The sequence below is a fragment of the Chryseobacterium gossypii genome (assembly GCF_041361455.1).
Classification (GTDB): domain Bacteria; phylum Bacteroidota; class Bacteroidia; order Flavobacteriales; family Weeksellaceae; genus Chryseobacterium; species Chryseobacterium gossypii.
The window spans coordinates 26,019-39,993 of sequence record NZ_JBGCUR010000017.1; the positions used below are offsets into that span (position 1 = coordinate 26,019).

Annotated in this window: 14 protein-coding genes; all 14 read right to left on the reverse strand. The window is 39.8% G+C overall.

What is annotated here, in order from left to right; translation table 11 throughout:
- Positions 1-6: 6 nt before the first annotated feature.
- The 14 genes from ABMQ40_RS10550 to ABMQ40_RS10615 all read right to left on the reverse strand — a co-directional run bounded on the left by ABMQ40_RS10550 (position 7) and on the right by ABMQ40_RS10615 (position 13,839).
- The gene (locus tag ABMQ40_RS10550) at positions 7-945 is read right to left on the reverse strand and encodes a glycosyltransferase family 2 protein (protein ID WP_370899338.1); all 939 of its coding nucleotides are present in this window, start codon (positions 943-945) and stop codon (positions 7-9) included.
- A gap of 33 nt (positions 946-978) precedes the next feature.
- Positions 979-1,911 carry a glycosyltransferase family 2 protein gene (locus tag ABMQ40_RS10555; protein ID WP_370899340.1) on the reverse strand — a complete coding sequence of 311 codons (933 nt, stop codon included), beginning with the start codon at positions 1,909-1,911 and terminating at the stop codon, positions 979-981.
- The gene (locus tag ABMQ40_RS10560; RefSeq protein WP_370899342.1) at positions 1,908-2,852 is read right to left on the reverse strand and encodes a glycosyltransferase family 2 protein; all 945 of its coding nucleotides are present in this window, start codon (positions 2,850-2,852) and stop codon (positions 1,908-1,910) included. Before ABMQ40_RS10560 ends, ABMQ40_RS10555 begins: the two co-directional genes overlap by 4 nt.
- Positions 2,852-4,648 (reverse strand): asparagine synthase (glutamine-hydrolyzing), encoded by a 1,797-nt coding sequence (gene asnB, locus ABMQ40_RS10565; protein WP_370899344.1) that lies wholly within the window; start codon positions 4,646-4,648, stop codon positions 2,852-2,854. The genes ABMQ40_RS10560 and asnB overlap by 1 nt, the downstream gene beginning before the upstream one ends.
- Before the next feature lie 100 nt (positions 4,649-4,748).
- Entirely contained in the window at positions 4,749-5,669 is a 921-nt protein-coding gene (locus ABMQ40_RS10570) for a glycosyltransferase family 2 protein (RefSeq protein WP_370899346.1), read from the reverse strand.
- An 8-nt stretch (positions 5,670-5,677) separates the two neighbouring features.
- Complete coding sequence (locus ABMQ40_RS10575) at positions 5,678-6,346, reverse strand: NAD-dependent epimerase/dehydratase family protein (RefSeq protein WP_370899348.1); 669 nt, start codon at positions 6,344-6,346, stop codon at positions 5,678-5,680.
- Positions 6,347-6,409: 63 nt separating this feature from the next.
- Entirely contained in the window at positions 6,410-7,279 is an 870-nt protein-coding gene (locus ABMQ40_RS10580) for a glycosyltransferase (RefSeq protein WP_370899350.1), read from the reverse strand.
- A gap of 3 nt (positions 7,280-7,282) precedes the next feature.
- On the reverse strand, positions 7,283-8,467 hold the full coding sequence (locus tag ABMQ40_RS10585) for a glycosyltransferase family 4 protein (protein WP_370899352.1): 1,185 nt from the start codon (positions 8,465-8,467) through the stop codon (positions 7,283-7,285).
- Between the two features lies 1 nt (position 8,468).
- A complete protein-coding gene (locus ABMQ40_RS10590; RefSeq protein WP_370899354.1) occupies positions 8,469-9,059 on the reverse strand; it encodes an acyltransferase in 591 nt (196 codons plus the stop codon).
- Positions 9,060-9,077: 18 nt separating this feature from the next.
- Positions 9,078-9,983 (reverse strand): glycosyltransferase family 2 protein, encoded by a 906-nt coding sequence (locus tag ABMQ40_RS10595; RefSeq protein ID WP_370899356.1) that lies wholly within the window; start codon positions 9,981-9,983, stop codon positions 9,078-9,080.
- On the reverse strand, positions 9,980-10,615 hold the full coding sequence (locus ABMQ40_RS10600) for an acetyltransferase (protein ID WP_370899358.1): 636 nt from the start codon (positions 10,613-10,615) through the stop codon (positions 9,980-9,982). The genes ABMQ40_RS10595 and ABMQ40_RS10600 overlap by 4 nt, the downstream gene beginning before the upstream one ends.
- A gap of 2 nt (positions 10,616-10,617) precedes the next feature.
- Positions 10,618-11,700: a DegT/DnrJ/EryC1/StrS family aminotransferase gene (locus ABMQ40_RS10605; protein ID WP_370899360.1), complete on the reverse strand. Its 1,083-nt coding sequence runs from the start codon at positions 11,698-11,700 to the stop codon at positions 10,618-10,620.
- A gap of 6 nt (positions 11,701-11,706) precedes the next feature.
- Complete coding sequence (locus tag ABMQ40_RS10610; RefSeq protein WP_370899362.1) at positions 11,707-12,966, reverse strand: ABC transporter ATP-binding protein; 1,260 nt, start codon at positions 12,964-12,966, stop codon at positions 11,707-11,709.
- A gap of 24 nt (positions 12,967-12,990) precedes the next feature.
- Positions 12,991-13,839 (reverse strand): ABC transporter permease, encoded by an 849-nt coding sequence (locus tag ABMQ40_RS10615; protein WP_370899364.1) that lies wholly within the window; start codon positions 13,837-13,839, stop codon positions 12,991-12,993.
- Positions 13,840-13,975: the final 136 nt, after the last annotated feature.

The following is a 13,975-nucleotide window of genomic DNA, read 5'->3' on the forward strand; positions in this document are numbered from 1 at the left end:
TCCGTGTTAAAAGATATCCTGTCTGAAATTGATATTATATAGCCCCGAAAGGATACTTGGGGAATCTGTAACCAGATACTTTGCGATCATCCCCCATTTTCTGATTTTTGGAGCATTGGCAATTTCAAAACTGCGATGCATCCTGCTGATATGGATTTTGATATCCTGTGGGATATTTTTTTCATTTTGTGCCCAGAGATTTACTTCCCTCCAAAACAAGACCCTTGTGGAAGCCGGTTTTATTTTTCCCGTATCTACCTTGGTGATCCTGTTGTCCTCATGTACTCCTCTTGCAGCTATCGGCTGGTCCAGGATTCCGGGATAAAGGTTCAGATAATAGGACAGGCGGAAAAGAAATTCGGTATCCTGATGAAGCCTAAGATGTATCTTAAAAAAAGATTTCATTTTCTTCAAAGCCTCTGTACGGATGGTTAATGTGTCGAGGCTGAAGAGTCCGAAGCTTCCTCTCATGCTGATGAGTCCGGGAAAAACATCTTCGGGAGCATACTTCTTATAAACCGTGGTTAAACGGTCACCGAAAACTTTATAAAACTGCTGTTTGGCTTTCTCTGAATAGTAATGTACGCCAAGTGCACCATAGACACCCTCTACATTAGCATCCTTGAATAGCTCTTTTTCTGCATCGAAGCGGTTAGGAAGATAGTAATCGTCAGCATCCAGAAATGCAATAAAATCTCCTGTAGCTTTTTCCAGCCCCAGATTTCTTGTAGCTCCCGCTCCGTGATTACCTTTATCCGGATGCTGGAATAGCTTTACCCTGTCATATTGTGCGGCCAGTTCCTGGCAAACCTGCAAAGCATTATCCGGTGAACGGTCTTCCACTAAAATAATTTCATAAACTTCATCGAACTGTAAAGCGGATTTTACAGCCTGTGTTACATATTTTTCAGCATTGTAAACAGGAATAATTACTGAAATTTTCATTATATTGTATTTTGATTAGTTTCAATGGAACGATTACGAAGATCTGAAGTTGATATTATAAAGCCCCGACCGGATGCTCGGGTAATCTTGGAACAGATACCTTATAATCATTTTCCATTTCCTGAAGGTAGAAGCGTTGGCAATCTCAAAGCTGCGATGCATTCTCTTAATGTGAAGCTTGATATCTTCCGGGATCTCTTTCTCTTCCTGGGCCCAGTTATGGATCTCTTTCCAAAGCAAGACCCTTGTGGATGCAGCCTTTATTTTCCTGCCCACCTTGGTGATCCTGTTATCTTCATGTACACCTCTCATAGCAACAGCTTTATCTAAAATACCGGCATAAAGGTCCAGATAATAGGATAAACGGAAAAGGAATTCCGTGTCTTCATGGAATTTTAACTGCGGATTGAATAAAGATCCCATTTTTTGGTTTAAAGATGTTTTCCGTATGGTTAAGGCATCGATACTGAAAAGCCCGAAACTTCCCTTCATATTGATTTGGCCGGGGAATACATCTTCAGGAGGGTGTTTCCTGTAAACTGTTGTCAGACGGTCGCCGAAAACGTTGTAAAACTGCTCTCTGGCTTTTTCTGAATAGTAGTCTACCCCGAGCGCTCCATAAACGCCATCCACCGCAGGGTTTTTGAAAAGCTCTTTTTCTGCATCAAAACGATTAGTGAGATAATAATCGTCCGCATCTAAAAATGCAATAAAATCTCCGGTAGATTCTTTTATCCCTAAATTTCTGCTTGCCCCTGCCCCGTGATTATTTTTGTCGGGATACTGAAACAATTTTACTCTTCCGTACTTGTCAGCCAGTTCCTGGCAAACCTGCAAAGCATTATCCGGTGACTTGTCTTCCACCAAGATAACTTCGTATACTTCCTCAAATTGCAAAGCTGATTCTACGGCCTTTGTTACATATTTTTCAGCATTATAAACAGGAATTACTACGGAAATTTTCATTTTTTATTGTTAAGATATGTGAAACGGTATTGCGTTTTCAATATCCTTGAATTTTTCACTGCTGCTAAAAAAAGATTACTATATTTCTTCCATCCAGTTTTTAAAGATAAATCAAAAGATTTATAATTCAAAAAAATTTTGTTTTTATACTCATCAGACAAATGATTGGACCGCGCCCATTCATACAGGGACCGCCAATAGAGAAACTGTCTCTGATTATATTGATGGGAATACCTTACGATTTTAGTAATCCTGTTATCATCATGTATGCCTCTCATAGCCACCGGATCTTTTATATTCCCCGATTTCAGGTAACAATGGTAGGCCAGTTTAAGATTAAAATCCGAATCCTGATGGACGCGCAGGATCTCATTAAACCTCAGGTTATTCCTGTCGATAGAAGCTTTGCGTATGGTGAGTCCGTTCAGATGAAAGAAAGTCCCGAAAGTTTTGGGCATCAGCCCCAGCAAGCCCCTGAATACATCAATTCCCTCGGCGGGATAATTAACGGTGGTAAGTGTACTGTTATTAAACTTGGACTGAAATTCCTTTTTGCCTTTTTCTGTCAGATATTCGATGCCGGTAGCATTAAAAACGCCCTCCACTTTCGGATCCCGGAAAAGCTCCTTTTCCGCATCAAAGCGGTTGGGAAGGTAATAATCATCTGCATCCAGGAAGGTTATAAAGGGATACGTTGCTTTATCCAGCCCCAGATTCCGGGATGCTGCGGCGCCATGGTTCTCTTCATCCGGGTGGCGGAATAACTTTATTCTGGAATAGCTGTCTGCCAATTTGCGGCAGACCTGCAGTGAGTTGTCTTTTGATTGATCTTCAATCAATATGATTTCTTTAACTTCTTCAAACTGCAGGGCTGATTCTACTGACTTTTCTAAAAATCCAGCAGCATTATATACGGGGATGATTACAGAAATTTCAAGCATTATAGTACAGATTGGTTATTATGGGCCCAAAGGGCCAGCTGTAAAAGATTCCAGTGTTTATGGTCCTTATTTAAAAACTTTTGTACCGCGTCAAAATCAATATAGCTGAAGACCTTCTGGTTTCGGTCTTTAAGCAGGTCATTGGAAAGGCTGATGAGGTTTTCTTCTTCGAACCAGTTTTGTACGCCCAGTCCGAAGCCTTGTTTATGCCTGTTTCTTATGATTTCGGTCCAGTAGGATCCCATTGTTTCCCGGAGGATGATCTTATCATTTTCGTTATTCAGTTTCAGGTTTTCCGGAAGCTGAATACAGAATTCGGCAAAATCCAGATCTAAGAACGGTGTTCTCACTTCTAATGAGTTGGCCATAGCCATTCGGTCGGATTTAACCATCATATTGGCCGGGACGTAATTTTCAAGGTCCACTCTCATGATATCATTCAAAGAATCCGGATCGGGTTTGAATGTGTATTCCTGGAGATATTCCGTTGGAACGCCAAGCAGTCTGCGTTCTTCCTTATCAAATGCATTTCTGACGAAATTGAGATGAAAATCCAAAATGTCAGGATGCTTTAGGTTCTTCCGAGTAAGAAAAGATGTTTTTCTGAAATTCTGATACAGCTTTAATCCGAAGCGGGCAATAATATTCTTATAGCTGAAATGATTTCTTAACTTGTTTTCAACATTATAGAAATCGTAGCCACCGAATAATTCATCTCCTACATCTCCTGATAATACCACGGTAAGGTTTTTCCTGGCATTTTGGCAAATTTCGTAATGGGGAAGATAGGAGGTATCCGCAAATGGTTCGTCCAGGAACCGGGAAACCTTTAAAAGAGAGGTGGCCAGATCTTTTTTCTTTTCATGAACTTCAATATGGTTGGTATTATACTTCAAAGCAATCTCTTTGGCATATTTAAGTTCATTGTCTTTATGATCATACCCGAAACTAATGGTGGTCTGATGAGGCAGGAATTCGCTTACCAGAGCTACAACAGAAGAAGAGTCCAGTCCGCCGCTCAAAAAGCTGCCCACTTCCACATCAGCGATAAGCTGTTTTTTGATGGCATTTTTTAAAAGATAGATAAATTCTTCTTTCGCTTCAGCCAGGCTGATGGTCCTGTCTTTGGAAGGCAGGCTGTAATACCTGGAAACCCCGACTTCTCCGTCTTTCCATACCAGCTGATGGGCAGGAGGAAGTGTGAATATATTGCTGTAAATACTCTGATAGCTGCTTACATACCCATATTGCAAATAATGGGAAAGAGCTTCCTGACTGATTTCGGGCTGTATCAGTCCTGAAGCCAGGATGGCTTTAATTTCTGAGGCGAAAATGAACTCATTATTACTCCCGAAAGCATAATAGAAAGGTTTTTCACCAAACCGGTCTCTTGCGCAAAAAAGCTGTTGCTTCTCTTCATCCCAGATTGCAAATGCAAACATCCCCGGAAGGTCATGGATCAGTTTTTCCTGCTTTCTCTGGTACATGGCGAGGATCACTTCAGTATCAGATTCACCATGATAAGGGTATTCAGGATATTGTTTTTTTATTTCCTGGTAGCCGTAGATCTCTCCGTTCAGTACGATACATTCTTTCCCGGTGCTGGAAAACATAGGCTGTTTTCCGTTCTCAGAAAGGTCGATAATGGATAATCTCCGGTGGCCGAGGGCCGCGTTTTCATAAAACTCCAGATGGGCGGAATCGGGGCCACGATGCGCAATGGCATCAGTCATTTTCCTGATGTGTTCCTGATAATTTCTTGCATTTTTGGTAATTATTCCGGCAATTCCACACATATTAACTGTAATTTGGTATGAATGAGAGAGGTTTATTTTTATTTGTGCTTATTATAGGCATGAGCATTTGTGTTTGTAAGGCAAATTTACAATTCAAAATTTAAACATTCAGAAAGGTGGGAGCAGCTTGTTTTACTTTATTCCGGAGCTCAGTCAGAAGCTTTTCCTCGCCGGAAATTTTTTTCAGTTTTCTGGAAAGCTCCTTATACTTGCTGAAGTTCCCCGAAATTATATTTTTTATTATGCTTTGTTTCAATGCTTTTTTTTCCAATTGCAGGGCATTGGGTAAGGCAGGATTCATGATATTGGTCTCTACCCGCAGATCTTCATATTTTTTGTAGTCTACCTTGTCATATGATTGTATACCGTCATGCACTACCTTACTGCCCGGTACGAGCAGGGTTTTCTTGTTATGAAAATGAATTCGGTTGGCATATTCCACATCTTCCCCATAATGAAAAAAATAAGGGTTGAATCCTCCTACGGTTTCTATGGTTTTTCTGGGAAGGAGCCAGTGCGCAGCATTGATAAATTTCACTTCATAATAAGGATTCAGCGTTTGAAAGTACAGGTCTGAGATCATCCTTGTCTTTTCTGCATTGATGGCAATGTATTTATCTAAGAATATATCCAATTTCTTTTCACTGCCGTCAATATGCATCGGGCTTATGATCCCGATTTCGTCCTTGTTATGGTGGTTATTGTAAATGTCAATCAACTTTCCGATACTTTCGGGATAAAGCCAAGCATCCTGGTTCATCAGATAAAAAAAATCCGCCCCGGATTTGTGAGCTTTCTCAATACCGATGTTATTGGCTTTCCCGAACCCCAGGTTTTTTTCAGACTGTATAAAGTCTACTTCGGGAAAATATTTTTTTATATATTCCTGGGTGCCGTCTGTAGAACCATTATCAATTACAATACACTGTAGGGGAACAGAGGAATTTCTCAGGCTGGTAAAGCATCTTTCCGCCCATTTCATAGCGTTGTAAGTGGCAATAATTACGTATATTTTAGGCATTTGTGTTGTTATATATATTTTTCAGCTAAAGTTTTCAGATAATCATCAGGCGTTATTCCGGAGAAAAAGCGGTCTGTATTCTCATCAAAAGGGATTTTGTAAAAGTCTCCTTCATCAACTTCTTCATAAAGGGCGGTCTTCTGCAATTTATTTTGAATGGCTTCTATAATTTCCTTTAAATCATAATAATAAGGATAGGCGAAATTAATGGTTTCATTTTTTGTAGCCGCGCAATGGGAGGCGAGAAATCTGGAAATATCATCAATATCCAGAAGCAGCCTTCTGGCATGGCGATGCAGCACAAACTTGTTGTTGCCGGCAATCCGGTTTTTAAGGAAATTGAATAGTGTATTAGGATTGCCTCCTTTCCCCACGATGTTTCCTATCCTTAAAATAAGGTAGTTATCCGAATTGTTTTTGATATAATTTTCGATCTCCAGTTTATGAATCACATAGCGGCTGTTCTGTTTTGACTGGTCATTTACACTCAGCGTAGAAAAATATACCAGTTGACACCCGCTGTTGTTCCGGAGCGCATCCTTTAAAAGGATGAGTTCTCTTTCAAATTCGGAATCTCTTGTTTCGAGGGAATTGGAAACTCCTGACGCAAAAAATAATAGATCTTTTGAGTCAATTTCTTTCAGTGAGTTAGCAATAAGCCCGTTTCCTATAATCATAAATCTTTAATATTTGACGAAATTACCACTAAATATAATAAATATTATAAGTAGCAATGATCATTATACATTTGTGTTTAATTTTTTGTTTATACCTGAAGCATATCTTATGTAATTAAAATATCTCTTCAGAATCAGGATATTTTGTTTAAAAGAGAGATACTTAAAGGGGTAAAACTTAAGAGTGAAAAGAATATTCTTTCTGTTGACCGGATAATATTCGAAATATTTATACAAAAATCCCAAAAAGATATTTTTTTCTGTTTCGTTATCGATCTCCTTTTGAAAGTCGGAACCCAGTTTTTGTCTGATTCCGATGTTCGTATCCAGCCATGTTTTATCAAGGTTTCCTTTTGAGAAGTGCTCTATGAGAATATCATCAACAACATAATTCTGCAGTTTTTTTGAAATTCTCAGGCTTAGGTCCAGGTCATAGCCATGGAAGCCTTTCAGCTCTTCATCGAATTTGTATGGAATAAAATTATTCTTTCTGATAGCCATAAAAACTCCGTCTACGGCATAAACGGGATTCATCCTGCTTTTTGTCCGTCTGATGAGATACGAGCTTTCATTTTCTTTATTCCCCTGTAAAATATTGACGGAATTGTATTTTTCTGAAACTGTCCAGCTGGATGGGGCAACAGGCACATAAGAGGAGCCGGCCAACCCGATAATTCCTGCATCCGGCCGGTCTAAATGAGCCATAAGCTTTTCTCCCCAATCCTGAGTATGAAACAGTATGTCCTCATGGGAAAAAAGGAGGTAATCATACTGAGCCTTTTCTGCTCCCTGATTGTATGCTTCACAAATTCCCATCAGCCCGGGGTTATTGATCCTGATGATTTCATACGGAACACCAATGGTTTCTGCAATGTTCTTTTCAAGAGCAGCAAAATAACGGGGCAGGTATGAGGAAATTATTATGGAAATCATTTTCTAAACTAAATCATCAATTAATTTAAAGATCCGGGCGGCCAGTTTTTTATCAGAATATTCTGCTTCCAGCTTTTGATGGATATTTTCTCCGTATTTTTCCCTGAGATCTGCATTTTCCATCAGCCTGATGGTTTCAGACGCCATGCTGTCCAGATCCAGATAAGGAATGAGTACGCCATGGCCATTTTCCAGAAACTCCACCGCACCACCACTTTTTTCAAAGGCGACGATAGGCTTTTTAAGTTTGGCCGCAGTGAGCATTACCAATGGGAAAGGATCTTCCCGGGACATCAGGAGAAATATGTCAAACAAATTGATATAATCATTAGGAGTCTTATTATGGTCGATAAAAATAATATCATTTTCCACACCCAGCTTTTCCGCATCCAGCTTCGCACACCTTACAGCCGGGCTCTTTGATGTACCGCCCAGGTTGATAAACTTGAAGTGGATATTTGTTTTCTGCCTGATCTTCTGCACGAGCATAGGCACCATATCAGTACCCTTCCGCAGTTCCTGTGAGCTGGCAATACCAATAATGAGTTCATCCTTTTCAATATTCAGTGTCTCTCTCAGGCTGGCCTTATCTTTCTGTATTTTAAGCTCCGTATCTACAAAAGAATGCACAACCTGTATTTTATCCGGATCGGCATGGTATTTAGCGATGAGGTTCTCGGCTACGGCTTTGGATCCGGCAATGATCCGGGTAATATTGGAGATATTCTCCAGAACAAATTCTTTAGGATAGGTGCTTTCTATTCCAAAACTTAGCTCATGAATGGCCACAATGGTCGGGATATTCTTTTTATAGAAAGGGAGGGTCCAGATCAGGGATTCCATGGTATTTCCGTAGACCAGATCATAGGAATTCAAAAGCAGGCTGCCTGTGATTTTATCTATTTTATTCTGCAGGGTAGGGGTTTCTTTCTTTCTGAAAATAAGAGACTGTACTCTTTTCAGGTTTCTCTTTACGAAAGAAAAAGATTGCAGATGATAATGGGCAACAATGATATTATTTGAAATTTTTGCAAAATCTTCATACAGCTCTCCTCCGCGTATCAGTAAAACATCTATGGAATAATTGCTCCGTTCCTGCTTCAGTCTTTTTAATAGATCCAGGACAAGAATGGGAGCACCGGACAAAGATGCTTCATGAGAAATAAATAATATTTTTTTCTGATCCATTTTAGAGGGATTGAGAGATTAAATTTTGATTGTTTTTCATTATGGTGTTTTCAGGAACAGATTTATGGATTACACAGCCCGCTCCGATAATAGAGTTATCACCGATGGTAACTCCTTTTAAAATAACGACATTGCTGCCTATCCAGCAATTTTTGCCGATTTTTATCGGTTTTGTAGTGTATTTTTCTTTTTCTACATGATAGGTAGCTCCTTTTACGATCAGGTGATTATGGTCATATAACCTTACTCCTTCTCCGAATATGGTATCATCTCCGATCTCAATTTCATCCAGGCAATTAACGGAGCAATAATTGTTGAAGAAAACCCCCTTGCCTATACGGAGCTTCGCACCGGGAAATACAAGGATATTGCAATAGGCTCTCATAAGAACGTTTTCACCGATCGCGATATTTCCGTACCGGCTGTTATCTCCTTTGAAAGCAGTGGCATCTTTTGGGGTAAAAGAAGAATGTATATTGATATTAGGATCAGACATGAAAATCTTCCATTTTTCTTGCTTTTTTTTCTTCTCATTATTTTCCACCAAAGCAATTATTTTTGTAGCAATATTGTTTTTAAGTTTTGCAAGCATAGAAAATTATTTGGTTTTTTACAGTTTGAATTTCTTCATGGTCTTGAGCTTTAATATCTTAAAAAGATAACCGAAGCTCATTATGCTTTCCAGGTATTTATGGTCTTTCAGCTTCAGATCCAGCACTTTTTTTTCTTCCAGTGGCTTTATGAGCGCATTTTTAAAGTCATCATACTGTTTTTTTAAATGGCCGTGCACCACCCGGTTATTTTTGAAATGTAATAGCAAAAACTTCAGACAGAACATCGTGTTTACAATCTGGTCTACTTTGTTCTGTGTACTCCACATCCCGCTACCCACTCTATATACAGCCATCTCCTCAGGAAAATATTTTATCAGCCCAAAAGATGCATTCAGCATGTGCAGGGGATAATCGCCTATCGGGGAATATTTCAGCCATTCCGGTAAAGTATCCATATGTTTCCTGAACACAACGGAAACAGTAATGATAAAGTTTTCTTTTGAAAGATCCTCTATGGTGTAGGTTTCTTCACTGTCAGGATTAGGATACGTAAACTTTTCTGTTCTTGTGGTTAATTCCTTTATTTTATGAAAGATCAGGCTGTAATCGGGATTGTTTTCCAGAAAATCCACCTGTTTTTGTAGTTTCAACGGATCCGTCCAGTAATCATCCCCCTCACAAATGGCAATATACCTGCCTTTTGCCTGAGAAATCGCCCAGGTAAAATTAGGAATGGCACCCAGGTTCTCCTCATGTCTGATGTATTTTATCCAGTGTCCGTTCGGGTGATTTTCCATGATATTTTTCACTACGTTTTCCGTATTGTCCGGGGAGCAGTCATCGGAAATGATCAGTTCTATATCAGAATTGAAAATCTGGGATAAAACCCCATTGATGCTTTCTTCTATATATTTTTCATGACCATAGGTGATCATTACAACACTTACCAGGGGATTCATCATTTACGTATTTTTATAATTTTCGAAGGCACTCCCACTGCAGTACAGTTGTCCGGAATATCTTTCGTTACAATGGTACCCGCTCCTATGATTACATGATTGCCGATAGTCACGTCCGGCAGAATAACAGCACCTGAACCCAATTGGCAGAAGTCACCAATCTTCGCTCTTCCCAGGATTTTCACATCAGGCGATATTTCTGTAAAATCCCCGATCATCACATCATGAGTAATTATGGAATTGTAATAGACTATTGGAGCACGCCCGATTTTCACATCATTAGAGATCTTAACCCCATCTAAAATATTGGCTCCGTCTCCAATCTCTATACCATAAGACCCGATATCGGCCTTTGAGCTGATGGTAGAGGTCAGTTTCCCGCCTATATTCATGAACTTATCGGCTAATTTTTTTCTTAGTGCCGGGTTCCCGATTCCAAGTGTGAATCTTTCATCAACTGTTTTAAAATAATGCTCTGCTTCTGTAAGGCTTTTCAGGATGGGGAATTTTTCAAATAGCAAGCCGCTTATATCTTTATTTACGTCATCATAGAAAGAAAGATTTGCCAGCTCATTATTCCGGTGGCAAATTTCCAATACCTCTTTTGCAAAACCTTTGGCTCCTATGATCAGCATGACTAGTTATTTTGAATTCTTAGCATCAACCGGGCAATCAGTTCCACTTCCTCAAAAGTAAGGTCATAATAAAAAGGGAGACATAAGGCCCTTTTGGCGATATCTTCTGTGACCGGAAGCTCAAGTTTGGGAAGGTAGGGTAATGCAGAAGCCAGACTTGGATAAAAATACCTTCTTGTAAAGATCTCTTGTTTATCCATTTCAGCTTTCAGCTTCAGAAGAAGTTCTTCGCTTTCCAAAACAATGGGGTAGTAGGCAAAGTTCTCCGTAGCTTTTTTATGCCATAAGGGTTTTACCGCTTTCAGGTTTTTCAGCTTTTTATCATAAAGGGCGGCAAGGGCTTTCCTTTTTTCATGTATTTGGCTGATGTATTTTAAATTTACCAATCCCATTGCGGCATGAAATTCAGAGTTTTTACCATTAATGCCCAGTTCAGAAAAAGAATCGAATCCGGAGATTCCAAAATTTCTGATATAAGCCATTTTTTTCAGCAGCTCAGGCTTTTTTGTAACAATAAGCCCTCCTTCAACGGTATGGTAAAGCTTTGTGGCATGAAGGGAGCAGGTAGAAATATCTCCGTATTCGAAGATAGATTTTCCATTGACCTCCACCCCAAAGGCATGGGCCGCATCATATATGACCTTCAGATGATGTTTTTTTGCGATCGCTTCTATGGCTTCCACATCACAGGGGTTTCCATATACATGTGTTGCCAGGATGGCGCTGGTCTTATCTGTGATAGCGCTTTCAATTTTGGCAGGGTCTATGCAAAGGCTCTGTGGATCTATGTCTACGAAAACGGGCGTACAGCCCTCCCATACAATAGTGCTGGTGGTTGCAATGAAGGAAAAGGGAGTGGTAATGATCTCACCGGAGATCTCCAAAGCTTTGATAGCCATCTGTATGGCTACAGTACCATTCGTGACAAAAAGTAAATGTTCGAGCTTCAGATGATCTTTAAGCTCCATTTCCAGCTGGCTGGCCAGAGGCCCCATATTGGTGAGCCAGTTTCTTTTCCAGATACCGTCTAAGTATTTTTCATAATCCTCCCTGGGAGGAAGAAAAGGTTGCGTTACAGGAATCATAATCTGTTATTGTATTGACCAGTTAAACTGAGGACGGATGAACCCTGGTTCTCGTCCCATATATACGCCGATTTCCCTGTTTCCGTCGACAACGGAGAACGAGGCAATGTCATTTTCCACCAGTACGGCCTGCTTTTTATCTTCTACCAGGAAAAAGCTCAGATAATAATTTCCCGATTGAAAAAAGCTTTTTGGGAAAATACATTTTAAAGAGTTAAATCCTTTATTAAACTTAATTTCCTGGCTTGAACTGCTGAATGAAAATAAAGCCTCCCCGTAATCATTTTTCAAATGATAGGTGATATGATACCGTTCCGGCTGATCTGTGTCTAAAATAAAATTTGTGGTTAATTCTATTTCTTCATTTTCATCCAGTGGTTCATCAATAGTCTTATTGCTGTTTCTGAATGTAATTTCTTCCAGTTTAAAGAAATCATTTTTTACGTTTTCATAAATAAAATGATTGGTATTGGAAGTTTTATTATTGCCCAGGTACCTTAATACCGTATCATCGATATTTCCCTGGTAAGCCACTTTCCCGGTTTCCAGCAATATGCCCTTGGTACATAGAGTTTTGATCGCCGCCATATTGTGGCTTACGAAAAGGATCGTTCTGCCTTCCCCTTTCGTAACATCCCCCATTTTTCCAAGGCATTTTTTTTGGAAGTCAGCATCACCCACAGCCAAAACTTCATCCACAATCAGTATTTCCGATTCCAGGTGGGCGGCAACTGCAAAGGCAAGACGAACATACATCCCGGATGAATATCTTTTTACAGGGGTATCTATATACCTTTCCACTCCTGAAAAATCCACTATTTCATCGAACTTACGTTTTATTTCCTTACGGGTCATCCCTAAGATAGCTCCATTAAGAAAAACGTTTTCACGTCCGGTCATTTCAGGATGGAATCCTGTTCCTACTTCCAGCAGGGAAGCGATTCTTCCACGGGTGTATATTTTTCCTGTTGTCGGTTTGGTAACTTTGCTCAGAAGTTTAAGAAGAGTGGATTTCCCGGCACCGTTTCTTCCGATTATTCCTACGGCATCACCCTGCCCGATTTCGAAATTGATATCCCGGAGTGACCATACATATTCAGAGTTCCCTTTAGTGGCTCTGTCGTTGGTATCACCAATCTTTAAATAAGGGTCTTCTTTTCCCCTTATAGTATGCCAGAACCTGTTCAGGTCATGGGAAAGTGTTCCGGTTCCCACCTGCCCCAGACGATATTGTTTTGATATGTTTTCTGCTTTTAAAGCTAGCATGTTTTCTGATTTTACATTATTTTACTATACCGTATCCATAAAGGTCTTCTCAACTTTATTGAAGACAACGATTCCTATTGCCAGGAGAATCAGGATAATTACGGAGCTTATCCCCAGCATCAGGGGAGAAAACTCTCCAACTCCCAGCCATGCGTATTTAAAGCATTCAAAAATACCGGTCAGGGGATTGTAGAATGCAACTTTTTTTAACGGGCCCGGAAGGGAGGAGATCGGGTATACCACGGGAGTAGCGTACATATACAGGCTTACTCCAAAACCCAGTAACATATTGAGGTCCTTATATTTTGTAGTAAGCGATGAAAATATCATTCCCATTCCCAATGCAAACAGGGCCATAAGAAGAATGAGAAACGGCGTTGCCAATATCCACCAGTTGGGATGAGCTTCTCCTTTCGAATAATAATATGCCCACCCGATGAGAAACAGCAGCAGCTGAACGGCAAAACGCATCAGATTAGAAATTACAATGGAGATGGGAGTCACCAGCCTGGGGAAATAAACTTTTCCGAAAATGTTGGCGTTTCCCGCAAAGGTGTAAGAAGTGCCGAGCAATGAGCTTGAAAAATAATTCCAGAGCGTTACCCCGGCCAGATAAAACAATAGAGGGGGTGCCCCATCTGTGGGTAGTCTGGCAATTCTTCCGAAAATAACCAGGTATACGATAGTAGTCAGAATAGGATTTATGAAAAACCAGACAGGTCCTAAAATCGTTTGTTTAAAACTTGATACAAAATCTCTTTTTACAAACATGTAAATAAGATCCTTGTATCTCCAGACTTCTTTTAATCTTAAATCGAATAAAGAATGACTGGCCTCAATGGTTTCTGTCCACTTTTGTTGTGGTTCATTCATCTGTGTAAGTTTATGCAAAATTATAATAATTAATTAACTCGAATACTTTTAGCCTATGAATAATTTACCTTATAAAGCTGAAAATAATAACGAATATATTGATATTTGTAATTATGAACAAAAACTATTGACCATT